The organism is Actinoplanes sp. NPDC004185, from assembly GCF_053603475.1.
Genome location: NZ_JBSGFR010000014.1, coordinates 62,787 through 85,895, shown reverse-complemented (window position 1 = coordinate 85,895; position 23,109 = coordinate 62,787). Strand labels below are relative to the sequence as shown.

Here is a 23,109-nt window from a genome sequence, read left to right as displayed (position 1 = left end):
TCACCGAGCCCCGACCACCGCGGTGTCCGCTCGCCGACAGGCCGTGAGCTGTCCGTCGCGCAGTTCGTAGCGGGCGTGCACCCGGTCCAGCCCTTCCGTGCGGTGGGTCAGCAGCAGCACGGTCCGCCCGTCGGTGGCGGTGAGCAGATCCGCCATCAGCGCGGCCGCGCCGGCCTCGTCCAGCCCCTCGGTGGGCTCGTCCAGAATGAGCAGATCGGGCGCGGCGAGCAGGGCCCGGGCGGTCGCCAGCCGGCGGCGCTGACCGCCGGAGATCGTCCCCCCGCCGGTGCCGAGCCAGGTGTCGAGCCCCTGCGGCAGGCCGGCCAGCCAGCCGTCGAGCCGCACCCGGGCCAGGGCGGCGTGCAGCTCGGCGTCAGTGGCTCCGGGGCGGGCAAGGCGCAGGTTCTCCCGGACCGTGGAGGCGAACACGTGATCGGCCTCGTCACCGACCAGGGCACTACGGCCCAGCCCGGTGACCGTGCCCGCGCGCGGGTCCAGCAGCCGGGCCAGCACGGCGGCGAGGGTGGACTTGCCGCCGCCGGACGGTCCGAGCACCGCGGTGCGGGAGCCGGCCGGCAGGTCCAGGTCGATGCCGGTCAGGGCGGGCGGCCGGGCCGGATCCCAGCCGGCCACCAGCCCGCGGATCGCAATGTCCCCGGTCGCGCCGGCGGTACCGGTCGCGCCGGCGGCACCGGCGGCCTCGACGGAGCTGGGAGCGGCCGACGCCGGTTGCGCGGCGATCTCCGCGAGCCGAGCGCGAGCTCCGGCCGCGCGGCGCCGGGCGACGGCGGCATCGGGCAGCGCGGCGACCGGCTCGCCGAGCGCCACGACCGCCAGCAGCAGCACAGCCGCCCACTCGTCGGACAGCCCGCTGCCGCCGGTCACCAGCGCGGTCCCGGTCACCGCGAGACCCCAGCCGAGCAGGCCCAGCGCGGCGGCGGCACCGGCCGAGCGGGCCGCCCGCGCTTCCAGCCGTGCCAGCACCCGGCTGCGCCGATCCGGTACGGCCAGAGCCTGCCCGGCCCGGTGGCCCACGGCGAGCTCCTCGACGCCGTCGACGGTCTCCACGACGGCGTCCCGCAGTTCGGCGCGGGCCTGACCGGTGGCGGCGTCGAGCCGGCTCGCCTGCCGCGCGGCCAGCGCCGGAGCGGCCACCCCGCTGATCAGCAGGCCCGCCATGAGCGGAAGCGCGACCGCGGGCAGCACCGCCACAGCGGTGACCGTCACCAGGGCCAGGGTCAGGGCGGCCGCGAGGGCGGGCAGGCGTCCCCGCAGCAGCCCGTCGACGCGGGCGTCCACGTCGTCCCCGACCCGGGTGAGCAGGTCACCGCGGCGGCGCAGCCGCGGGCCGGGCACCCGGGGGATGAGGTCGGCGAAGACCCGCGCCCGCCGTTCGCCGAGCCGGGCGAAGGCCACGTCGTGCGAGACCAGCCGTTCGACGTAGCGCAGCAGCGGCCGGGCGACGGCACTGCCGCGGACGAGCACGACGGCGGTCGACAGGGTGAGCACGGGCGGCAGGGTCGCGGCCCGGACGAGCAGCCAGGTGGCCGCCCCGGTCAGCACGATCCCGGCCAGCCAGGAGGCCGCCCCGAACCCGACGGCCGTGCCGGGGCGTCGCACAAGCCATCCGGCAGCTCGCGCCGCCGGCGATCCACCGGCCGCGCGGGCGGGACCAGCACCCGGAGCGGCCGCGAGTACGGCGCCCGGCGCGGCCGCTGGAGCGGGAACGACAGCCGGTGGGTCGGTCGCGCCGGCCTGGCCCCAGGTAGCCGCGGCCACCTCCCGCCGGTCCAGTTCCTTACGCGCGGCGGGCATGCTGGGTGACGGCGTTGCCGAGGCGGAGTCCGGCTCTGCCGGGCCCGGCGGCGGCCAGGCGGTGAAGCCGGACGCCGCCGGAACAGCCCGGTCGTCCGCGTGATGCGGGCTCGGCCCTGGGCCCGGCGAGACGTCGGGCGCCGGGGGAGCGACGTCGATGATCCGGTCGGCCGCGGCCAGCAGCCCGGGCCGGTGCGCGACCACCAGCACCGCGCACCCCTGATCAGCGGTCGCCCGCAGCCGCTCGATCACCAGCCGTTCGGCTTCCGCGTCGAGGTGCGCGGTCGGTTCGTCGAGCAGCAGCACCGCCGGTGCGTGCCCGGCCGCCCGCAGCAGGGCCGCCAGCGCCAGCCGCTGCCGCTGGCCCGCCGACACCCCGGCCCCGTGCTCGCCCAGCACCGTCGCCGGTTCCACCTCGGTGTCCAGCCCCACCGTGCGCAGAGCCTCGCGCACCGCGTCCGGGCCGGATCCGGGGAACACGTCGGCGACCGTGCGGACGTGCGGCAGCGTCGGGCGTTGGGGCAGGTACAGCAGGCCGGGACCGCTGAGCTCGACCCGTCCCGTGACCGCCGGTTGCAGCCCGGCCAGCACCCGCAGCGCCGTGGTCTTGCCGGCACCTGACGGTCCGCGCAGGGCGACCAGTTCCCCCTCGCGGACGGCCAGCGCGTAGAGGCTGAGCGCGTCCACGGTGGACCCGGGGTGCCGCACCCGCAGCCGGGCGGCGTACACGGCCGGTCGTTCGCCGCCCGCACCGAAGCGTCCGCCGTGGGACGCGGCCAGGACCGCACCGGTCGGCAGGAAGGCCGGATCGGCGTCGGACGGTGCGAGGATCTCGTCGGCGTCCGCGATGACCGCCGAGGCGTCGGCGCTCGCGTGGTAGCGGGCCGCCATCTCGCGCAGCGGCCGGTACACCTCGGGCGCGAGGAGGATGACCAGCAGCGCCGGGCCCAGGGTGAGGTCGCCGGCGGCCACGCGGAGTCCGGCCTCGACGGCGATCAGCCCGACGGACAGCGTGGCCACCAGGTCCAGCGCCGTCGAGGACAGGAACGCCACCCGCAGCACCCGCAGGGTCGCCGTGCGGTGCCGGTCGGTCATGTCGCGGACCACGGTGGTCTGGCGGTCGGCGCGGCCGTACACCCGCAGGGTCGCCAGCCCGCGTACGACGTCCAGGAAGTGGCCCGCCAGCCGGGCGTCGGCCTCCCAGGCCCGTTGGGCCCGCTCGCGGGTCGCCCAGCCGATCAGCGCGCCCAGCACCGGGATCAGCGGCAGCGTGACCAGGGCGATCAGCGCCGACGTCAGGTCGGTGAGGGCCATCGCGACGATGACCAGCGGCGGCAGCGCCACGCCCAGGACCAGCGCGGGCAGGTAGCCGGAGAACCACGGCCGCAGCGAGTCCAGGCCGCTGCCCAGCACGGCGGTGAGCCGGTTGCCGCCGAAGCGGGCCACCCAGGCGGGACCGTGGTCCAGCGCCGCCGCGAGCGCCGAGCGGCGCAGTTCGTCGGTGACCGCGGCCGCCGTACGCTGAGCCACCACCTGCTCCGCCCAGGTCAGCGCGGCCCGCAGCACGAAGGCCGCGGCCAGCAGGGCCAGCGCGTCGTGGCCGGTGACGATCCGGGCCAGGGCGACGGCGACGGCGACCGTCGCGGCCGCCTGGCCGGCGCCGAGCAGGGCCGCGATCCCGATTCCGGTACGGCTGGAGCGAGCGTGCCGCAGCAACCGGGGGTCGAGGGGTCCCCGGCTCATGACGGCACCCGCTCGCTGGCCACCCGGCGCCGGAACACCCAGTAGGAGAACGCTTGGTAGACCAGGACGCCGGGGAGCACGACCACGCCGACGACGCTGATCAGCCGCAGTGCCGAGTCGGTGGCCGCCGCGCCCGTCATGGTCAGCGACCAGGCCGGGTCCAGCGTGCTGCGCAGCACGACGTCGCCGTGCACGGTGAAGACGGTCACGACGGCGCCGGCGATGCTCAGCGCCGTACCGCCGAAGGCGAGGGCTTCCTGGCCGTTGCGGGCCAGCATGGCGATGCCCAGGCAGAGGGCAGCCGCGGCCAGCGCCGACCGCGACTCGGTGGCGAAGCCGATCGCGGCCAGCACGGCGGTGCCGCCCGTGGCCAGCGTGACGCCGAGCCTGCGGGCCCGCAGGTGCACCGGACCGGTCGTGCGCAGGGTCAGGAACATCGCCCCGATCAGCAGGGCGGCGAACAGGGCCGCGCCCGCCCCGGTCAGGGCCGGCCAGCTCAGCAGGGCCGCGGTGCTGCGGCTCAGGCCCGTGCCGGTGACCTGGCCGTCCGGGCCGAGGGCCAGGCCGTGGGTGAGCACGCCCAGCACCGCTCCCCAGAGCAGCACGATGCCGGCCGAGCTGGCCGCCAGGGCCACGTCGCAGCGGCGGCGCCAGCTGGGCCCGTCGCCCTTGCCGCGGAACTCCAGGGCCACCCCGCGGACGGCGAGCAGCAGCAACAGCGCCACCATCGGCAGGTAGAGGCCGGAGAGCAGGGCGGCGTACCAGTCGGGGAAGGCCGCGAAGGTCACGCCGATCGCGGCGACCAGCCAGACCTCGTTGCCGTCCCAGAAGGGGCCGACGGTGCGGACGACGGCTCCCCGCTCGTGGTCGTCGCGGCCGACGACCGGGGAGAGCAGGCCGACGCCGAAGTCGAAGCCCTCGAGGACGAAGAACAGCACCCAGCAGAGCACGACGAGCGCGAACCAGACTGTGATCATGGCGATTCCTCAGTAGACCGGGACCGGTTCGCGCTCGGGGGCCGGCTCACCGGCGGGTGCGGCGGGCGCGGCGGCTTCGAGCGGTTGCCGGGACAGGTGGCGGACCAGTCGCAGCCAGACGACGGCGAGGATGCCGTAGACGACGGCGAAGCCGATCAGGGAGACGAGCACCTCGCCGCGGGTCAGGCCGGGGGAGATGCCGTCGGCGACCCGGGAGATGCCGAACGCGAGCCAGGGCTGGCGGGCGGTCTCGGTGAAGATCCAGCCGAACGTGTTGGCCGCGGCGGGCAGGATCGGGATCAGCGGCAGGAAGCGGAGCAGCAGCCGGTGCGCCTGCCGGTCGCGCCGGGTGCTCCACAGGTAGTACGCCGCGACGGCCGCCGCCAGCATGCCGATGCCGATCATCAGCCGGAACGTCCAGAACGCCACCGGGATCATCGGGATGTAGCTGCCCGGGCCGAACTGGGCGGCGTACTGGGCCTGGAGGTCGTCGATGCCCTGCACGGTCGCGCCGGGGCCGCCCTTGGCCAGGATGGACAGCAGGCGAGGGATCTCCAGGCTGAAGAACGGCTCGCCGCCGTCCGGGCCGCCGATGGCGAAGACCGAGAAGGGTGCGCCGGTGGTGGTCGCGTACAGGGCCTCGGCGGCGGCCATCTTCATCGGCTGCACCTCGGTGATGACCTTGCCGAGGTGGTCGCCGGTCAGGGCGGTGAGGGCGCCCCCGGTCAGCGTCAGCCAGGCGCCGAGCCGGGACAGCGTACGGAATGCCGCCTCGCCCCCGGCCCGCAGCCGCCACACGCCGATGGCCAGGAGCAGCGACCCGCCGGCCATGACCGCGCCGGCCAGCGTGTGCGGGAACGCGGCCAGGTTGACCTTGTTGAGCAGCAGCGCGCCGAAGTCGTCGAGGTGGGCCCGCCCGGTCACCGGGTCCAGCGAGTACGCGACCGGGTTCTGCATGAACGAGTTGGCGGCCAGGATGATGAACGCGGACATCACGGTGCCGGCCGCGACGATGACGATGGTGGCGGCGTGCAGCTTGCGCGGGAGCCGGTCCCAGCCGAAGTACCAGAGCGCGAGGAACGTCGCCTCCAGGAAGAAGGCGAGCATGCCCTCGATCGCCAGCGTCGGGCCGAACACGTCGCCGTAGAAGCGGGCGAAGTTGCTCCAGCCCAGGCCGAACTGGAACTCCTGCACCAGCCCGGTGACCACGCCGACCGCGAAGGTGACGATGAGCAGCTTGCCGACGAGCTTGGTGAGCTGCCGGTAGCGGTCCTGGCCGGTGCGCAGCCACGCGAGCTGCAGGCCCGCGGCGGTGCCGGCCAGGCTGATCGACAGCGGCACGAAGAAATAGTGGTAGATCGTCACGACCGCGAACTGCAGCCGGGTCAGCTCGAGCACGTCCACGGATGGCCCCCTCTACGACGTTCCGTAGTAGATACTACGCCTCGTAGTACGACACTGTGCAGTAGAGTGGGTCACATGGCTTTGGGAGACCTCGAACGTGAGGTCATGACGCAGTTGTGGAACGCCGGCGAGCCGCTGACCGTGCGCCAGGTGCACGAACGGCTGAGCGGCGACCGCGAGCTGGCGTACACGACCGTGATGACCGTGCTGGACCGGCTGGCCAAGAAGGGTGTCGTCACCCAGCAGCGCGCCGACCGGGCGTACCGCTATGCCCCCGCGCAGTCGCGCGAGGAGATGACCGCCGCCCTGATGCTCGACGCCCTCAGCGCGGCGCCCGACGGCGTGCGGGACGCGGCCCTGGCCCACTTCGTCGGCCGGATCGACCCGTCGGCCCTGACCGCGGCCATCGAGGCGGCACGCAAGGACCGGGCCTGACGCTGTGACCGCGTTGCTGCTCGGTGCGCTCGGGCTGACCCTGTCGCTCGTGGTGCCGGGCATCCTGGCCGGCGCGCGCTGGCCCGACCGGGCGCCCGCGGCAGCCGTCGCGCTCTGGCAGAGCATCACCCTCACGGGGGTCCTGTGCGCGCTCGGCGTGGTCCTGGCCGGATCGCAGGAGCTGGTCAGTGAGCTGGGCTCCGACCGTCCGGTGGGTGCGGCCGCGCTGATCTTCGCGCTGGCCGTCGCCACGGTGATCATCGTGCGGCTGCTGGTGTCGCTCGTCCGGGTGAGCATCCGGTCCCGGGCCCGCCGGTCCCGGCACCGGCTGCTGGTCGACCTGCTGGACAGCGCCGAGCGCCACGGTGAGCTGCCGGCCGAGGTGCCCGCCGGGCTGCGGGTGCTGGACGGGCCGCTGCCGTTCGCATACTGCCTGCCGGGCCGTTCGCCGCGCGTGGTGCTCAGCGACGGTGCGCTGCGGGTGCTCGACGCCGAGCAGGTCGCCGCGGTGATCGCGCACGAGCAGACCCACCTGCGGCACCGGCACGACGTGGTCATGGAGTCGTTCACCGCGTTCTACCGGGCGGTGCCGCGGCCACTGCGCAGCCGGGCGCCGCTCGACGCCGTACACCTGCTGCTCGAGATGGTCGCCGACGACGCGGCCCGGCGGCGCTGCGGCGCGACGCCGCTGCGCACGGCGTTGGCGCTGCTCAGCGACGCGGTCAGCCCGGACGCCCCGGCGGAGCTCGGCAGCGCGGCGGCGGAGCGCCGGCGCCGGCTCGACCGGCTGAATGTCAGTGATCCGCGCCCGGTCACCGTGGGCCTGAGCCTGGCCGCGGCCACCGGCGCGGTCGGTCTGCTGGTGTTACCCACAGTGATTCTGGTATTGCCGTGGCTGGACCGGGCGCTCTCCGCCTGGCCGCTTTGACGGCTACTTTTCTTACGCTGCGTCAAGCAATGGTCGGCGCAGTGTGTCCTGATACCGCCGGGTTCAATTCGTCGTTGATCGGGAGTACGGTAATGCCCGGCTCGGCAGTCCCCCCTCGTCCCAACCCGGGCGAACTGACGGGCCACCGCCTAATCGTCGCGAGACGAACCGGGGACCCAGGAGTTCTGGGGTTAAGCCACCAGCAGCACGGTGGCCGGGCGCGCTTCCCGCCCGCACCCGTCAGCTAACCCGGTCGGCGGCCGAGGGAAGAAAGGACACTGCACCTACGTGAAACGGATTGAGGCGCGCAGCGCCGCAATTCTGCGCAGCATCGCCTGCGCCGTCGCCGCGGTCGGGATTCTTCTCACTCCCGGGGTGGCGAATGCGACACCGTCCCCGTCGAGCATCGAAAAGCAGATCGACGAGCAGTGGAACAAGCTGGAACCGGTCATCGAGCAGTACAACAACGTGCACAACCAGCTGCTCAAGAACCAGGCCCAGCTCCGGAAGATCGACAAACGGCTCGCACCGCTGGAGCTGGAGGTCGACCTGGCCATGTCGCAGGTGGGCAACATGGCGGGACAGGCCTACATGCAGGGCTCGCCCAGCGCCATGAAGGCCATGGTCGTCAGTGGCTCGCCGACCGGTCTGACCGAGAAGCTCACGTTCCTCGACCAGATCAGCCGGCACCAGCGTGAGTCGGTCTCGGGCGCCGCGAAGCTGCGCGACCAGCTCGCGGGCGACAAGCGCGACCTGGACACCCTGACCAAAGCCGTGGCGGCGCGCGACAAGGCGCTGGCACAGCAGAAGAAGGACATCCAGAAGAAGGTCGACGAGCTGCAGAAGCTGCGGATCAGGGCGTACGGCGCGGCCGGCGTCTCCGACGGCGCGTTCAAGACCGGCCCGTGCCCGGTCGACTACACCGACGACAAGGGCGGCCGGGCGGCGCAGAAGGCGTGCGACCTCATCGGCAAGCCCTACATCTTCGGTGCGGAGGGGCCGGGCGGCTACGACTGCTCCGGCCTGACCAAGGTGGCCTGGGCGGTGGCCGGGGTGCATCTCGAGCACTTCACCGGTGACCAGATCCATGCGGGCCGCGCGGTGAGCCGCAGCCAGCTGCAACCGGGCGACCTGATCTTCTACGGCAGCCCGGTGCACCACGTCGGCATCTATGTCGGCGGCAACACGATGGTGCACGCGCCACACACGGGCGACCACGTCCGCATGGCGTCGATCGATCGCAGCGGAGCCATCACCGGCATCCGCCGCCCGACCGGCTGAGGCCCGCACTCGGAGTTCTCGGCCGGTTTTCGGTTTTCCACCGGTCTGTCGAACGTGCCGTTCCGACAGACCGGTGGGACTCCGGAGCCTCGGCGGCGCTGCATTGACCGACATCGAGCTCTCCTTTCCGCGGCCAGAGTTGGCTACGGTCGGAAGATGTCTCCTGCTGCGGTGATACTGGTCGGTCTCGGTGGCGTCATCATCGGCGTGGCAACGACGTGGTGGTGGGGTGTTCGGCCCGCCAAGCAGGCCCTGGTCACCCTCGACCGATCCCGTGGTGACATCGATGATCAGATGCTGACGCTGCTGGCGTTGACATATGTCGACGCGGACGGAGAGCGCCGCCGATCTTTGCTGCTCGGGCGCATCACTCACGCCTTCGGGCCGGAGACCACGAATCTCGTGTTGGCTCGGGTGCCGCTCCTGCCGCACTGAGGCCGATGTGGTCGATCATCATCCTGCGAGACTGGGGGCATGTTTCCCGGCGCTTTCGTTCGCAACGTCACCGGCAACTGGGGCGACGACGGCCGGCGCTGGCTCGCGCGGCTGCCCGTTCTCGTCGAGGACGTCGCCCGGGAGTGGGGGCTCGCAGTCGGGGCGCCGTACCCGTTGAGTTTCAACTATGTCGCGCCGGCGCGGCGGGCCGACGGGTCGCCGGCCGTGCTCAAGCTCGGCCTGGCCGCCGCCGGCCACGTCGCGCTGGAGGCCGACACGCTCGGCTTCTTCGGCGGCCGGGCCGCGGTCGAGGTGCTGGCCCGCGATGACAACCGGGGCGCGCTGCTGCTGGAGCGGGCCGAGCCCGGCGGGACGCTGCGGGCCCTGGTCCGCGAGCACGACGAGCAGGCCACGGCCGTGCTCGTCGACATGATGCGGCGTCTGCACCGGCCGGCGCCGGAGGGGCTGGTGCTGGAGGAGCTGTCCTCCCGCGTCGCGGCGTTCGACGCGCATCTGGCCCGGTTTCCCGGCGACGACCCGTTGCCGCGGCGCCTGGTCGAGCAGGCCCGGGCGCTCCTGGCCGACTTGTGCGCCTCGGCCTCGCGGCGGGTGGTCCTGCACGGGGATCTGCACCACGAGAACGTGCTGGCCGCGGCCCGGGAGCCGTGGCTGGCGATCGACCCGCACGGCGTCCTCGGTGATCCCGGCTACGAGGTCGGGGCGGTGCTCTACAACCCGTTCGGCGGTGACGAGCCGGTGCTGGAGCTGCTGCCGGCCCGGGTGGAGCAGTTCGCCGACGGCCTCGGCATGCCCGTCGACCGGGTGGTCGCCTGGGGGTTCGTGCAGGCGGTGCTCTCCGAGGTCTGGGACGCCCAGGGCGGCTCCGGCCGGCCCGGTCAGGCGCTGCGGGTGGCGCTCAAGCTGGCGCCGCGCCTCTGAGCAGGCTCAGCAGCCGCACCAGCTCGGCGCGCTCGGCGGCGGTCAGTGGTGCGAGCAGTTCGTCCTGGATGGCCTCGGCCCGTGCCGCCAGCTCGCGGGCGCGTGCCTGGCCGCGGTCGGTGATCGTCACGACGTTGCGGCGCTTGTCGGCCGGGTCCGGGCTGCGCTCGACGTAGCCGTCCGCGGTCAGCTCGTTGAGCACAGCGACCATGTCGCTGAGGTGGATGCGGGTGCGCCGGCCCAGCTCGGCCTGGCTGGCCGGCCCGTCGAGCAGGGTCTCCAGCAGCCGGTAGTGGTAGCCGCGGGCGCCGACCTCGGCGAATCGCTCGGTGACCAGGCGCCCGGCGTGGGCGGCGGTCTGGGTCAGCAGCCAGCTGGGAAGGTGCTCCATGTGCCGACTCTAACATTTGCTCGACTAACGTTAGGCGGACTAACGTTATTCGTATGAACGATATCGTGCCGTACCGGATCGACGTCCCGCAGGCCGACCTCGACGACCTGGCCGACCGCCTCGACCGCACCCGCTGGCCCGAGGAGCTGCCGGATGCCGGCTGGGACTACGGCATCCCGCTGGCCCGCGTACGCGAACTCGCCGACCACTGGCGCCACGGATACGACTGGCGGCGGCACGAGGCCGAGCTGAACGAGTCCCCGCAGTTCCGCACCGAGATCGACGGCCAGCGCGTCCACTTCCTGCACGTCCGCTCGGCCGACCCGGACGCGTTGCCGCTGCTGCTCCTGCACGGCTGGCCGGGCTCGGTGCTGGAGTTCCGGGCCCTGACCGGCCTGCTGTCCGAGCACTTCCACCTGGTCGTGCCCTCGCTGCCCGGCTTCGGCTTCTCCGGGCCGACCGGGGAACGCGGCTGGGACCTGCACCGCATCGCCCGGGCCCTGGCCGAGCTGATGACCCGGCTCGGCTATCCGCGGTTCGGCGCGCACGGGGGCGACTGGGGCTCCGGCGTCGCCCGCGCGCTCGGCGCCGCCGTTCCGGACCGGGTCGTCGGCGTACACGTCAACTATCTGCCCACGCCCGGCCCGGCGACCGGCCTGACCGGTGCGGATCGTGACCGGGCCGAGCGGACCGCGGCGTTCGCCGCGAACCGGCCCGGCTATCAGGTGCTGCAGGCGACCCGGCCGCAGACCATCTCGTACGCGCTGACCGACTCGCCCGTCGGCCAGCTCGCCTGGATCGCCGAGAAGTTCACCGAGTGGGTCGACCCGGCCTCCACCATCAGCGACGACGTCCTGCTCACCGACGTGTCGATCTACTGGTTCACCCGGACGGCGGGCTCGTCGGCCCGGCTGGCCAAGGAGAGCGGCTCCGGCCCGCCCTGCCAGGTGCCGATGGGTGTGGCTGTCCTGCCGCACGACATCGTGCTGAGCGTGCGCCCGCTGGCCGAGCGCCTCTTCGACATCCGGCACTGGACGGAGCTGCCGCGCGGCGGGCACTTCGCGGCGCTGGAGGTGCCGGTCGAGCTGGCCGCCGACATCCGCGCCTTCTTCCGTGGCCCGGTGATCTCGCCCTCACCGTAGTGCGGGTCGCGCGTCGCGGCGCCGGCACGGGGAAGAGTGGGGGCATGCGACTCGATCTCAGCGGCAGGACTGCTCTCGTCACCGGCTCGACCCAGGGCATCGGCCTTGCGATCGCCACCGGCCTGGCCGCCGCCGGCGCCCGGGTGGCGATCAACGGCCGGGACCGGGACAAGGTGCTCGCCGTGCTCCCGAGCGACGGTGACTTCGTCGCCGCCCCGGCCGATCTGACCACTGACGACGGTGTCGCCGCGCTGCTGGAGGCGGTGCCGGAGGCCGACATCCTCATCAACAACCTCGGCATCTTCGGCGCCCGGCCGGCGTTGGAGATCACCGACGCCGAGTGGCGGCAGTACTTCGAGGTCAACGTGCTGGCGGCGGTCCGGCTGACCCGGGCGTACCTGCCGGGTATGCGCGAGCGCGGCTGGGGCCGGATCCAGTACATCGCGAGCGACTCCGCGGTGGTGACGCCGGCCGAGATGATCCACTACGGCATGACCAAGACCGCGCTGCTGGCGGTCTCCCGCGGCTTCGCCAAGGAGGCGGCCGGCAGCGGCGTGACGGTGAACAGCGTGATCGCCGGGCCCACCCACACCGCCGGCGTCGAGGAGTTCGTCTATCAGCTCGTGGACCGAGACCTGCCCTGGGACGAGGCGCAGCGCGAGTTCATGCGCTTGCACCGGCCGCAGTCGCTGCTGCAGCGCCTGATCGAGCCCGAGGAGATCGCCAACATGGTGGTCTACCTGAGCTCCGCGCAGGCCTCGGCGACCACCGGCGGCGCGCTGCGCGTCGACGGCGGTTACGTCGACGCGATCCTGCCCTGACCGGGGCCGGCCCGGCCGGACCGCGGGACACACCACGGTCCGGCCGGTCCGGCTCAGTCGCGCAGCCGGCGGTAGGCGCGCGCCGACAGCGGCAGGAAGATCGCGGTGAGCAGCAGCGGCCAGCCGACCGCGAGCCACACCGCCCCGCCGGCCAGCGGTCCCTCGGTGATCCCGGTCGGATTGCCGAAGAGCTCCCGCGCGGCCGACGCGGTCGCGGACAACGGGTTCCAGGCGGCGATCGCGCCCAGCCAGCCCGGCATCGTCTCGGCGGACACGATCGCGGTGGACAGGAAGCCGATCGGCCAGACCAGCACCTGCACGGCCATCGTGGCGCCCTCGCCGCGGAAGCTCAGGCCCACGAAGATGCCGATCCACAGCATGGCGAACCGGAGCAGGAGCAGGAGCAGCACGGCAGCCGCGGCGGACGCCGCGCCGGCGGAGATCTGCCAGCCGATGAGCAGGCCGCCGAGGATCAGCACGAGCAGCTCGACCGCCGAGTTGGCCAGGTCGGCGCCGACCCGGCCCAGAGCCACCGACGCACTGCCGATCGGCATCGAGCGGAACCGGTCGGTGATGCCTTTACGGGCGTCGTTGGCCATCGCGGTGGCCGTGCTCTCGACGCCGAACATCATGCTCAGCGCGAGCATGCCGGGCAGCAGGAAGCTGATGTAGTCGCCGCCGCCGGGCACCGTGATCGCGCCGCCGAAGAGGAAGCCGAAGACCAGCAGCAGCATGATCGAGAAGAGCAGGCCGAAGAGCGGCGCCCACGGCTGGCGTACCCAGTGGGCCAGGTCGCGCTGGGTGATGACCCAGCCGGCTCGCAGCGTCGTCATCGCGCCACCTCCTTGTCGGTCAGGGTGAGGAAGACCTCGTCGAGGGTCGGCCGGCGCAGCACCAGGTCCTCCGGGGCGATGCCCAGCTGATCGAGGGCACGGACGATGTCGGCCAGCGCGACCACCCCGGCCCCGACCTCGAAGGTGACCCGGTGCGTCTCCGCGTCGGTGACGGCGGACTCGCCGAGGACGGCCGCCAGCCGCTGCGCCACCGGTTCCAGCGACTCCGACCGCGGCACGGTGACGGTCACCCGGTCGCCGCCGACCTGGCGCTTGAGCTCGTCCGGCGTGCCGGTGGCGACCACCTTGCCGTGGTTCATCACGGAGATCCGGGCCGCCAGCTGGTCGGCCTCGTCGAGGTACTGCGTGGTGAGCAGGACCGTGGTGCCGCGCGCGGCGATCTGCCGGACGCTCTCCCAGACCTCGTTGCGGGCCCGGGGATCCAGGCCGGTGGTGGGCTCGTCCAGGAACAGCACCGCCGGGGTGAGGATGAAGCCGGCGGCCAGGTCGAGCCGGCGGCGCATCCCGCCGCTGTAGGTCGAGACCGCCCGGTCCGCCGCGTCGGTGAGCCCGAAGGTCTCGAGCAGTTCGTCGGCGCGGGCCCGGGCGCGGGCCGTGGTGAGACCGAAGAGCCGGCCGAACATCACCAGGTTCTGCCGGCCGCCGAGGACCTCGTCCACGGCGGCGTTCTGCCCGACCAGGCCGATCCGCCGCCGGACCTCGCGGGCCTGGGTGCGGACGTCGAAGCCGGCGACGCGCGCGCTGCCGCCGTCGGTACGGATGAGGGTCGCCAGGGCCTTCACCGCGGTGGTCTTGCCGGCGCCGTTCGGGCCGAGCAGCCCGTGGATGACGCCGGGCGGAACGCTCAGGTCGAAGCCGTCCAGAGCCTGCAGATCGCCGTATCTCTTGCGTAGTCCGTCGGCCGTGAGGGCGTGGTCGGTCACGGTGGCTCCTAACTCCGTATGCCTTACGGAAATCTTGCCGGCAACACCGTACACCCCACGGGGTAATCTGCGCACATGGATCAGGACATCGACCGCACGCTCAGCCTGCTGTGGCGGCGCACGCTCGGGACCCCGCAGGGCACCCGCGGACCCCGGCAGCGGGTGAGCGTGGACGAGGTGGTGCGCGCGGCGATCGCGGTGGCCGACGAGGAGGGGCTGCCGGCGTTCTCGATGCGCAAGGTCGCCGACCGGCTCGGGCTCAAGCTGATGTCGATCTACACCTATGTCCCCGGCCGTTCCGAGCTGATCGGTCTGATGATCGACGAGGTGGCCGGCGAGCAGCCGCTACCCCCGCACGAGGGCCCGCTCCGGCAGCGGATCACCGGGGTCGCGCAGCAGATCTGGGACGAGTTCCACCGGCATCCCTGGCTGCTGCAGGTGGAGAACAGCCGGCCGTGGATCGGTCCGAACGTCTCGGGCCGTTACGAGTGGCAGCTCGCCGCCATCGAGGGCGCCGGCTTCACCGACCTGGAGATGGACCAGGTGATCACGATGCTGGGCAGCTTCACGGCCGGGGCGGCGCGGTCCTCCATCGACACCCGGCGCACCACCGAGCAGTCCGGCATCTCCGACGCCGAGTGGTGGGCGGTCAACGCACCGGTCCTGGAACGGGTGATGCCCGGTGAGGCGTACCCGATCTCGGGCCGGGTCGGGCAGGCCGCCGGGCTGGAGTACAACGCGGTGGGCGACCCGGAGCGGTCGTTCCGCTTCGGGCTGGAGCGCATCCTGGACGGGCTGGAGCGTCTGCTCGACCGCTGACGAGGGCGCACGGGGAAGCCGGGCATAATCGCCTCTCATGAGCGACGCCCTGATCGACAGCCTGACGGCGGCCGTCGCTGCCCGGCCCGACGACGTCGCGCTCCGGCTGCACCTGGCCGAGCTGCTGGTCGGGGCGGGGAGGGCCGGCGAGGCGATCGGGCACGCCGCCCAGGTGCTGGCCCGGGACCCCGCGAACGAGGCGGCCCGGCGGGTGATGGCGAACGCTCTTCCGGGTGAGGCGACGGCAGCCGAGCCCTCTCCAGGCGTCGACTGGGACGCCCTGGAGGGCGAGTTCGAGGGCGTCGTCCCACCGAGGTTCCCGCCGGCCGGTGCCGGCGATCGCGCGTTCGACGTCGAGCGGGCCACGGTCACCCTCGCCGACGTGGGCGGCATGGCGGAGGTGAAGCAGCGCCTCGAGCTGGCCTTCCTCGGACCGCTGCGCAACCCGCGGCTGCGCACGCTGTTCGGCAAGAGCCTGCGCGGCGGCCTGCTGCTGTACGGGCCACCCGGTTGCGGCAAGACGTTCCTGGCCCGGGCCGTCGCGGGGGAGATGGGCGCCGCGTTCGTCTCCCTGTCGATCGTCGACGTGCTGCAGATGTGGGTCGGCAGCTCGGAGCGCAACCTGCACGACCTGTTCGAGGCGGCCCGCTCGCACGCGCCCTGCGTGCTGTTCCTCGACGAGATCGACGCGCTCGGCCACAAGCGCAGCCAGCTCAGCTCCTCGGCGATGCGGACCCTGGTCAACCAGTTGCTCACCGAGCTGGACGGGGTCGGCGGCGGCAACGAGGGCGTGTTCGTGCTCGCCGCGACCAACGCCCCCTGGGACATCGACGCCGCGCTGCGCCGGCCCGGCCGCCTCGACCGCACAGTCCTGGTGCTGCCGCCGGACGCGACCGCCCGGGCGGCCATCCTCGAGTACCACCTGCGCGAGCGGCCGGTCGCGGGCATCGACCTGCGCGCGCTGGCGGCCACCACCGAGCACTTCTCCGGTGCTGACCTCGCGCACGTGTGCGAGACCGCCGCGGAGTTCGCGATGCGCGACGCCATCGCCACCGGCGAGGTGCGGATGATCTCGCAGCCGGACATGACGGCCGCCGTCCGGGAGGTGCGCCCGTCCACCGACGCCTGGTTCGCCACGGCCCGCAGCGTGGTCATGTTCGGCAACGCCGGCGGCGAGTACGACGACCTGGCCGCGTACCTCCGGAAGCGCAAGCTGCTGTGAGCGGCGACGACGCGTACCGGCAGGCCCGGCAGCTCGCCCAGGTCGGCCGGCACGCGGACGCCGAGGCCCGGCTCCGCACGGCGCTGGCCGCCGCGCCCGCCGACGCCGATCTGCTCACTCTGCTCGGTTATGTGCTGCGCCAGCAGCGCGACTACGCGGCCGCGCTGGCGGCCTGCGACGCGGCCGCGGCCGCCGACCCGCGGCTGGCCGACGCGCACGCCGAACGCGCCGAGTCCCTGATCGCGCTGATCCGCGACCGGGACGCGATCGCCGCGGCGGGGGAGGCGGTCCGGCTGGCCCCGGACGAGCCCTCCGGGCACCTGGTGCTGGCCCGCTCGCTGGCCGCGGGCCGCCGCTTCGCCGAGGCCCGCGCCTGTGCCCGGCAGGGTCTGGCGCTGGATCCGCGGTCGGTCGAGGGGCTGCTGACCGTGGCCGACGTGGAACGCGGCGCGGGCGGCCGGGACGCGGCCGAGGAGGCGGCCCGGGCGGCGCTGGCGATCGATCCGGCCAACGCCTACGGCCGCTGGCTGCTCGCGATGCTCGACGCCGAACGGTTGCGGGTGGGCCGTTCGATGCGCGCCCTGCACGACGTGGCCCGGGAGAATCCGGCCCGCCCGGACGTCATCTCGATGACCTGGCCGATCCGCAGCCTGCTCAGCGCGCTGCGCCGCTGGTTCGCCGCCGCGATCCTGCTGGTCGGGGCCGGCGCCCTGGCGGCGACGGGGTGGCCGCCGGCGGCCCTCGGCAGCCGCATCCTGGCCGCCCTGTTCGCGGTGGTCGTGGCCGGCTTCGCCCTGCGGGTGCTGATCCCGGCGGGCCGGTTGCCGTGGCGCTGCCTGCGGCTGGTGCCCTCACTGCTGCGCCGGGCCACCCGGGCCGCGATGGTGACGCTGGGCGTCATGGTCGCGCTTCTGCTCGGGTACGCCGTGACGGGCCGCTGGTGGACGGTGGTGCTCGCCGTCGCGGCGGTACCGGTGCTGTGGGGCCTGGGCCTGGCCGAGCTGCTCGGTGCTCGGCTGGACGACCCGGGTTTCCGGCACGCGCTGAAGGCCCTGGGCCGTGACTTCCGCGACTGGGGCGGCGAGCTCGCCCGCTGGTGGCAGGAGACGAAACGCGAGCTGCGCGAGACGTGGAACGACGACCAGCCCCTGCCGCCGCGTCCCGGGTCGACGCGATGAGCCACGATCACAGCCACGGCACTGCGCCGGCCGCGTCCCGGCGTACCCGGCGGATCGTCGCCGCGGTGCTGGTGCCGGCCGCGCTGGCCACTCTGGTCGCGCTGATCCTGCTGTGGCCGGGCGACGTACGCACCGAAGCCGCTGCCGGCGGTGGCGAGCGGGCCCTGGGCACGGTCACCGCTGTGGCCGAGCAGGCCTGCCCGGCAGGTGCGCAGCAGCAGCGCTGTGGTTCCGCCACGGTCCGCGTGACCGAGGGCCGCGGCGCGGGGACAGACCAGGCCGTGGATCTTCCCCAGGGCCCGGGTACGCGCGCCCTGCACGTCGGCGACGGCGTGGTCCTGCTCTACTTCCCCGAGGCGGTTCCCGGCGGGCGGGCGTACTCGGTGGTGGACCGGCAGCGCTCGGCCCCGATGATCTGGCTGGTCGCGGTGGCCGTGGCGGTGATCCTGGCGTTCGGGCGGCGGCGGGGGCTGACGTCGCTGGCCGGCCTGGCGGTGAGCTTCGCGCTGCTGCTGCTGTTCGTGATCCCGGCCATCCTCGAGGGCTCGCCACCGCTGCTCATCGCCGTGGTGGGCGCCTCGGCGATCATGTTCGCGGCGCTGTATCTGACCCACGGCGTCAACGTGCACACCTCGGTCGCGGTGGCCGGCACGCTGGCCAGCCTGGTGCTCACCGGGGTGCTGGGCGCGGTGTTCACCTCGCTGATGCAGCTGAGCGGGCTGGGCAGCGACGACAGCGCGGCCCTGGCCGTCACCCGGGCCGGCCTGGACCTGCGCGGGCTGCTGCTGGCCGGGATCGTGATCGGTGCCCTGGGCGTGCTGGACGACGTGACGGTCACCCAGGCGGTCACGGTGGCCGAGATGAGCCCCGGCGCGACGAGCCGCTGGGAGCTGTACCGCGCGGCGATCCGGGTCGGTCGCGCGCACGTGGCGTCGGCGGTCAACACGATCGTGCTGGCCTACGCGGGGGCCTCGCTGCCCCTGCTGTTGCTGATCACCGCGTCCAGCGAACCCGTCACCGACCTGCTGACCAGCGAGTACCTGGCCCAGGAGATCCTGCGCAGCGCGGTCGGCACGATCGGCCTGGTCGCCTCGGTCCCGATCACGACCGCGCTCGCCGCCCTGGTGGCGGACCCCGGCCCGGCCACGCCCATTTCCGCGGGGCGGCACGCCCGGCGCGCCTGAGGACGGCGGGCCGGAGCCCGCCGCCCTCGACCGGCCGGTGCTCAGCAGTTGCGCAGTTCCGGCGACTGGTTGAGCAGCTGGCCGCGCGGGGAGACGAACGCCCGGTAGCGGTCGCCGCCCACCGCGCCGAGGCGGAACGCCGCCACCCGGTGGCAGTTCTGGAAGGCCAGCTTGGCACCGAAGTGCCGCTCCAGCCCGCCGCGGATGGCGTCGCTGGCCAGGGCGCGCAGCAGCTCGCCGCGCTGCTGCTCGGACGGCGGCGGGATCTCGTGGTCGGCGAACTCGCCGCCGGTGGTGTTCAGGTCGGTCATGACCTTGCTGACCACCTCCCACGCGTACGGCAGGGACGTGCGGACACAGTCGACGAACTCCGCGTCCGGGACCTCGCCGCGCTCGGCGGCGGAGAGCAGATCGGGGGAGACGGCAAGAGACATGCGGATCCTTCCAACAGCGGACGGCGTACCGGCGGGGCGCCGGCAGCCAGGTCCATCTTGTTGGCAACGGTTTTCATTGTAAAGAGCGCCGCGCCGGTGTCATCCGATCGGCAGCTCGCTGTTGACCGCGCGCGAGGCCGCCCTGTTGGGTGGTCTTCTCGACCGCCTCGCCCCCGAAACGGAGCCCGCCCGGTGATCCTCGACTGGCCCGCCTGCCGCAATGCCCGCGACCTGGGCGGACTGCCCACCCTCGACGGCGGCCGGATCCGTGACGGGGCGCTGCTGCGCTCCGACCACCACGCCGCGATGACGCCGGACGACGTCGCCACGGTCCGGGCCGCCGGGGTGTCACGGATCGTGGATCTGCGCCGGCCCGCGGAGCTCGCCGCGCAGCCCAGCCCGTTCGCCGGTGACCCGATCTACACGCACGTGTCGATGCTCATGGACGTGACCGACTACGAGTATCCGGCCGACTCCTACGGGCCATTGCTGGACCACAACAAGGAGCGGGTGGCCGCCGCCTTCCGGGCGATCGCCGAGGCGCCCCCGGGCGGTGTGCTCGTGCACTGCCACGGCGGCCGGGACCGGACCGGCACCCTGGTCGCCCTGGCCCTGACCGTCGCCGGGGCCGGACCGGAGGTGGTGGCCGAGGACTACGCGCGCTCCGCGGACTGCCCGGCCGCCACGATGATCAACACTCTGGCCCACGCCGAGCAGGCGTACGGCGGCGTCGAGAACTATCTGCGCGAGATCGGCGTCGAGCAGCGCCACCTCGACGCCGTCCGCGAGCGCCTGCGCGAGCCCGCCTTCCTCACCGAGACCCGTTCCGGCTGGGACGCGGTCGCCGACTGGTACACCGAGCAGTTCCGCGGCGAGCTGGCCGCCAAGATCTGGGATCGCGCTCTGCTGGCCGGCTTCGCGGAGCTCGTCAGTGCCGCGCCGGGCCCGGTCGTCGAGGTCGGCTCGGGTCCGGGCGCCACCACCGCGTTCCTGCACGGCCTCGGCCTGGACATCAGCGGCATCGACCTCTCCCCGGGGATGGTCGCCGTCGCCCGCCGCGACCATCCGGAGATCCCGTTCCGGGTCGGTTCCATGACGGATCTGCCGATGCCCGACGCGTCCCTGGCCGGGCTGGTGGCCTGGTACTCGATCGTCAACCTGCCGGACGAGGCGCTGCCGACGGTGTTCCGGGAGTTCCACCGCGTGCTGACCCCCGGCGCGCCGGTCATCGTGACGTTCCAGACCGGCGACGAGATCCGGGTGAACAAGGACATCACCTTTTACCGCCGCCGTCCGGAAGCCGTCGCCGCCCTGCTGGCCGGGGCCGGGCTGGAGCCGGTGCTGCGGACGGTGCGCGAGCCCGCCGAGCACCCCGGCCTGGTCGAGCAGGTGGCGCAGGCGTACCTGGTGGCCCGCCGGCCGTCAGCCGGCCGGTAGCGTCGTCAGGACGACGACGTCCACTGCACCGACAGGCCGGTCGCCGCGCGTTCGGTGCGGACCTCCATCACCGAGCCCAGGATCGTCGCCCGGTCCACCACGACCGGCTGCTCGTCCAGGCCGTAGGTGACCCGGTCCGAGACGAACACCGGCGTGCCCTCGGGCCGGCGCAGCAGCTCGGCCACGGGCGCCGTGAGCACCTCTGGGCGCAGCACCTCCGAGGCGCGGTGCACGACCACGCCGTGCTCGGCGATCGCCGCGTACAGGGAGGTGTCGCTGAGGTCGGCGGTGCGCAGCTCGGTGCCGACCGGCGGGCGCACCCAGGACAGCTGGTGCACCGCCGGCCGCCCGGCCAGCAGGCGCAGACGTTCGAGCCGCAGGACCCGGCCCGGGCCCAGGTGCGCCGCGACCCAGGCCGGCGGGCGGTGCATGCCCTGGCCGAGGATCTCGGTGCTGACCGTACGGCCCTGGGCCCGCAGATCCTCGGCCAGTCCGCGCAGCGAGTCCAGCCGGTAGGTGGCCTTCGGCGACGCGACGAACGTGCCCCGCCCCGGCTGCTGGGAGAGCAGGCCGTCGTCCTCCAGCTGCCGCAGCGCCTGCCGCAGCGTCACGAGCGTGACCCCGTACGCGGCGCTGAGCTCCTTCTGCGGCGGCAGCGCCGAGCCGGGCGGCAGCTCGCCACCGCGGATCTTCGCGGTCAGGTCAGCCGCGATGACCTGATATTTCGGCGTGCGGCGTTCCAGGAGACACCCCCAGGTCGAGTGCGGTGCGGTAGGCGGCGACGTCGGCGGCGAGCTGGGCCGCCGTGGCTCCGTCGAGAACCCTACGCATCAGCACGGACGCGATCACAGCGCCGTCCCCGGCGCGTCCCGCCTCGGCCGCCTGCGCCGGGGTGGACACGCCGAAGCCGATCAGGACCGGCAGGTCGGTGACCGCTTTCAGCCGGGCGGCCAGGGTCGCCGCCGAGCCGGCCAGCTGGGCGCGTTCGCCGGTGGTGCCCATGACGCTGATCGCGTACACGAAGCCCCGGCTGCGCCGGCAGATCTCCCGCAGCCGGTCGTCCGGGGTCGACGGGGCGGCCAGCAGCACCAGGTCGATCCCGGTGGCCGCCGCGGCGGCCTCGGTGGCCGCCGACTCCTCCAGCGGCAGGTCCGGCACGATCAGCCCGCGGACCCCGGCGGCGGCCAGCGCGGGCAGGCCGATCCGCAGGACGATGTTCGCGTACGTCATGACGACGATCGGCACCCGCAGCGGCGTGGCGGCGAGGTCCGCGAGGATCGACTCCACCGTGGCGCCGCGGGCCAGGGCCCGGTCGGAGGCCTCCTGGATGGTCGGCCCGTCGAGCATCGGGTCGGAGAACGGCAGCCCCACCTCGATGGCGTCCGCCCCGCCGTCCTGGCAGGCCCGGAGCAGCTCGGTCCAGTCCGCGGTGATGCCACCGGTCACATAGGGCACGAGCAGCGGTCGTCCGGTGACCGTCAGCGCGGCGCTGAGCGTGGTCGTCATCGCAGTCCCTCCATCAGCTGAGCCATGTCCTTGTCGCCGCGGCCCGAGAGGGTCAGCAGCACCGTCGAGCCGGTCGGCAGTTCCGCCGTACCGGCCGCGCGCAGCACCCAGGCCACCGCGTGCGCCGATTCGAGCGCGCAGATGATGCCCTCGCGTTCGGCGAGGCGGCGGACCGCGACCAGCACCTCGTCGTCGGTCACCGTCACGTACCGGGCCCGGCCCAGCCCGCCGAGCTGCGCGTGCTCCGGACCGACGCCGGGGTAGTCCAGGCCGGCGGCGATCGAGTGCGCCTCGGCGACCTGCCCGTGCCGGTCCTGCAGCACCAGCGACCGGGAGCCGTGCAGCACCCCCGGCTCACCGCCGGACACCGCCGCCCCGCCGGCTGCCTCCACGCCGACCAGCCGGGCGGTCGTGTCGACGAAGCCCGCGAAGGTGCCGGCCGCGTTGGAGCCGCCGCCCACGCAGGCCACCACCACGTCCGGGAGGCCGGTGCTGAGCTCGGCCGCGACCTGCCCGCGGGCCTCCTCGCCGATCACCCGCTGGAATTCCCGGACCATCCACGGGTACGGGTGCGGCCCGGCGACCGACCCGAGGCAGAAGTGGGTGTCCTCGACGGCCGAGACCCAGCTGCGCATCGCCTCGTTGGTGGCGTCCTTGAGGGTGCGGCTGCCGCTGGTCACCGGGACGACCTCGGCACCGAGCAGGTGCATCCGGAAGACGTTGAGGGCCTGGCGCTCGATGTCGCGTTCACCCATGTAGACCGTGGCGCGCAGCCCGAACAGCGCGGCCGCGGTGGCCGTGGCGACGCCGTGCTGGCCGGCCCCGGTCTCGGCGATCAGCCGGGTCTTGCCCATCCGCCGGGCCAGCAGCGCCTGCCCGAGCACATTGTTGATCTTGTGGGAGCCGGTGTGGGCGAGGTCCTCGCGCTTGAGCAGCAGGGTGATGCCCAGCTCGGCGGACAGGTTGCGGGCGGCCGTGAGTGCGGTGGGACGCCCGGCGTAGGTGCGGCGGTAGCCGTCGAGCTCCTGCCGGAACGCCGGGTCGGCCCAGGCGTCACGGAAGGCCTGCTCCAGGGCGAGGCAGGCGGGGATCAGCGACTCGGGGACGTATCTGCCGCCGTACTCGCCGAAGCGCCCGCCGGTGCTGGGTTCGCGCATGACCACGGTCACGGTGTGCCTCCAAAGTTCTATAACTCTCGGCCGAGTGTGTCATAGCTTCACGAAGAGTTCTAGAACTTTATT

The 23,109-nt window shown here is 73.6% G+C and carries 22 protein-coding genes and 1 riboswitch; of the genes, 12 read left to right on the top strand and 10 right to left on the bottom strand.

The window, feature by feature from the left end:
• The 3 genes from cydC to ACWEOZ_RS16650 are packed head-to-tail and all read right to left on the bottom strand — an operon-like array spanning window position 1 to window position 5,939.
• A complete protein-coding gene (gene cydC, locus ACWEOZ_RS16660) occupies window positions 1-3,558 on the bottom strand; it encodes a thiol reductant ABC exporter subunit CydC (protein ID WP_451911556.1) in 3,558 nt (1,185 codons plus the stop codon).
• Window positions 3,555-4,535 (bottom strand): cytochrome d ubiquinol oxidase subunit II, encoded by a 981-nt coding sequence (cydB, locus tag ACWEOZ_RS16655; protein WP_451911555.1) that lies wholly within the window; start codon window positions 4,533-4,535, stop codon window positions 3,555-3,557. The genes cydC and cydB overlap by 4 nt, the downstream gene beginning before the upstream one ends.
• A gap of 9 nt (window positions 4,536-4,544) precedes the next feature.
• Window positions 4,545-5,939, bottom strand: coding sequence for a cytochrome ubiquinol oxidase subunit I (locus ACWEOZ_RS16650; RefSeq protein ID WP_451911554.1), 1,395 nt, complete (start codon window positions 5,937-5,939; stop codon window positions 4,545-4,547).
• Window positions 5,940-6,014: 75 nt separating this feature from the next.
• Here ACWEOZ_RS16650 and ACWEOZ_RS16645 point away from each other — a divergent pair, with 75 nt between their 5' ends.
• The 5 genes from ACWEOZ_RS16645 to ACWEOZ_RS16625 all read left to right on the top strand — a co-directional run bounded on the left by ACWEOZ_RS16645 (window position 6,015) and on the right by ACWEOZ_RS16625 (window position 9,957).
• Window positions 6,015-6,374: a BlaI/MecI/CopY family transcriptional regulator gene (locus tag ACWEOZ_RS16645; RefSeq protein ID WP_451911553.1), complete on the top strand. Its 360-nt coding sequence runs from the start codon at window positions 6,015-6,017 to the stop codon at window positions 6,372-6,374.
• A 4-nt stretch (window positions 6,375-6,378) separates the two neighbouring features.
• On the top strand, window positions 6,379-7,302 hold the full coding sequence (locus ACWEOZ_RS16640; protein WP_451911552.1) for a M56 family metallopeptidase: 924 nt from the start codon (window positions 6,379-6,381) through the stop codon (window positions 7,300-7,302).
• Window positions 7,303-7,438: 136 nt separating this feature from the next.
• Window positions 7,439-7,576: riboswitch (cyclic di-AMP (ydaO/yuaA leader) on the top strand.
• A gap of 14 nt (window positions 7,577-7,590) precedes the next feature.
• A complete protein-coding gene (locus ACWEOZ_RS16635) occupies window positions 7,591-8,583 on the top strand; it encodes a C40 family peptidase (protein WP_451911551.1) in 993 nt (330 codons plus the stop codon).
• A gap of 156 nt (window positions 8,584-8,739) precedes the next feature.
• Window positions 8,740-9,018 carry a hypothetical protein gene (locus ACWEOZ_RS16630; RefSeq protein ID WP_451911550.1) on the top strand — a complete coding sequence of 93 codons (279 nt, stop codon included), beginning with the start codon at window positions 8,740-8,742 and terminating at the stop codon, window positions 9,016-9,018.
• Window positions 9,019-9,057: 39 nt separating this feature from the next.
• Complete coding sequence (locus tag ACWEOZ_RS16625; protein WP_451911549.1) at window positions 9,058-9,957, top strand: aminoglycoside phosphotransferase family protein; 900 nt, start codon at window positions 9,058-9,060, stop codon at window positions 9,955-9,957.
• On the opposite strand, the gene ACWEOZ_RS16620 is transcribed toward ACWEOZ_RS16625, so the two are convergent.
• Entirely contained in the window at window positions 9,935-10,348 is a 414-nt protein-coding gene (locus ACWEOZ_RS16620; protein WP_451911548.1) for a MarR family winged helix-turn-helix transcriptional regulator, read from the bottom strand. The two genes, ACWEOZ_RS16625 and ACWEOZ_RS16620, sit on opposite strands and share 23 nt — an antisense overlap.
• Before the next feature lie 62 nt (window positions 10,349-10,410).
• Between ACWEOZ_RS16620 and ACWEOZ_RS16615 the strand changes: the two genes are divergently transcribed.
• Window positions 10,411-11,490 carry an epoxide hydrolase family protein gene (locus ACWEOZ_RS16615; RefSeq protein ID WP_451911648.1) on the top strand — a complete coding sequence of 360 codons (1,080 nt, stop codon included), beginning with the start codon at window positions 10,411-10,413 and terminating at the stop codon, window positions 11,488-11,490.
• A gap of 44 nt (window positions 11,491-11,534) precedes the next feature.
• Window positions 11,535-12,311, top strand: coding sequence for an SDR family NAD(P)-dependent oxidoreductase (locus ACWEOZ_RS16610; protein WP_451911547.1), 777 nt, complete (start codon window positions 11,535-11,537; stop codon window positions 12,309-12,311).
• 53 nt (window positions 12,312-12,364) lie between these two features.
• On the opposite strand, the gene ACWEOZ_RS16605 is transcribed toward ACWEOZ_RS16610, so the two are convergent.
• Window positions 12,365-13,144, bottom strand: coding sequence for an ABC transporter permease (locus ACWEOZ_RS16605; protein ID WP_451911546.1), 780 nt, complete (start codon window positions 13,142-13,144; stop codon window positions 12,365-12,367).
• Window positions 13,141-14,088, bottom strand: a complete 948-nt coding sequence (locus ACWEOZ_RS16600; protein WP_451911545.1) for an ATP-binding cassette domain-containing protein — start codon at window positions 14,086-14,088, stop codon at window positions 13,141-13,143. The genes ACWEOZ_RS16605 and ACWEOZ_RS16600 overlap by 4 nt, the downstream gene beginning before the upstream one ends.
• Before the next feature lie 75 nt (window positions 14,089-14,163).
• Between ACWEOZ_RS16600 and ACWEOZ_RS16595 the strand changes: the two genes are divergently transcribed.
• The 4 genes from ACWEOZ_RS16595 to ACWEOZ_RS16580 are packed head-to-tail and all read left to right on the top strand — an operon-like array spanning window position 14,164 to window position 18,491.
• A complete protein-coding gene (locus ACWEOZ_RS16595) occupies window positions 14,164-14,907 on the top strand; it encodes a TetR/AcrR family transcriptional regulator C-terminal domain-containing protein (RefSeq protein ID WP_451911544.1) in 744 nt (247 codons plus the stop codon).
• A gap of 37 nt (window positions 14,908-14,944) precedes the next feature.
• Entirely contained in the window at window positions 14,945-16,129 is a 1,185-nt protein-coding gene (locus ACWEOZ_RS16590) for an AAA family ATPase (RefSeq protein WP_451911543.1), read from the top strand.
• Window positions 16,126-17,307 (top strand): tetratricopeptide repeat protein, encoded by a 1,182-nt coding sequence (locus tag ACWEOZ_RS16585; protein ID WP_451911542.1) that lies wholly within the window; start codon window positions 16,126-16,128, stop codon window positions 17,305-17,307. Before ACWEOZ_RS16590 ends, ACWEOZ_RS16585 begins: the two co-directional genes overlap by 4 nt.
• Window positions 17,304-18,491 carry a YibE/F family protein gene (locus tag ACWEOZ_RS16580; RefSeq protein ID WP_451911541.1) on the top strand — a complete coding sequence of 396 codons (1,188 nt, stop codon included), beginning with the start codon at window positions 17,304-17,306 and terminating at the stop codon, window positions 18,489-18,491. Before ACWEOZ_RS16585 ends, ACWEOZ_RS16580 begins: the two co-directional genes overlap by 4 nt.
• A 41-nt stretch (window positions 18,492-18,532) precedes the next feature.
• On the opposite strand, the gene ACWEOZ_RS16575 is transcribed toward ACWEOZ_RS16580, so the two are convergent.
• Window positions 18,533-18,925, bottom strand: coding sequence for an SCO5389 family protein (locus tag ACWEOZ_RS16575; protein ID WP_451911540.1), 393 nt, complete (start codon window positions 18,923-18,925; stop codon window positions 18,533-18,535).
• A gap of 192 nt (window positions 18,926-19,117) precedes the next feature.
• Between ACWEOZ_RS16575 and ACWEOZ_RS16570 the strand changes: the two genes are divergently transcribed.
• A complete protein-coding gene (locus ACWEOZ_RS16570; RefSeq protein WP_451911539.1) occupies window positions 19,118-20,362 on the top strand; it encodes a tyrosine-protein phosphatase in 1,245 nt (414 codons plus the stop codon).
• Window positions 20,363-20,367: 5 nt separating this feature from the next.
• Here the strand turns inward: ACWEOZ_RS16570 and ACWEOZ_RS16565 are convergent, their stop codons facing one another.
• The 3 genes from ACWEOZ_RS16565 to trpB are packed head-to-tail and all read right to left on the bottom strand — an operon-like array spanning window position 20,368 to window position 23,025.
• Window positions 20,368-21,036 carry a GntR family transcriptional regulator gene (locus ACWEOZ_RS16565; RefSeq protein ID WP_451911647.1) on the bottom strand — a complete coding sequence of 223 codons (669 nt, stop codon included), beginning with the start codon at window positions 21,034-21,036 and terminating at the stop codon, window positions 20,368-20,370.
• Between the two features lie 28 nt (window positions 21,037-21,064).
• The gene (trpA, locus tag ACWEOZ_RS16560) at window positions 21,065-21,868 is read right to left on the bottom strand and encodes a tryptophan synthase subunit alpha (RefSeq protein WP_451911538.1); all 804 of its coding nucleotides are present in this window, start codon (window positions 21,866-21,868) and stop codon (window positions 21,065-21,067) included.
• A complete protein-coding gene (gene trpB / locus ACWEOZ_RS16555) occupies window positions 21,865-23,025 on the bottom strand; it encodes a tryptophan synthase subunit beta (RefSeq protein ID WP_451911646.1) in 1,161 nt (386 codons plus the stop codon). Before trpB ends, trpA begins: the two co-directional genes overlap by 4 nt.
• Window positions 23,026-23,109 lie beyond the last annotated feature (84 nt).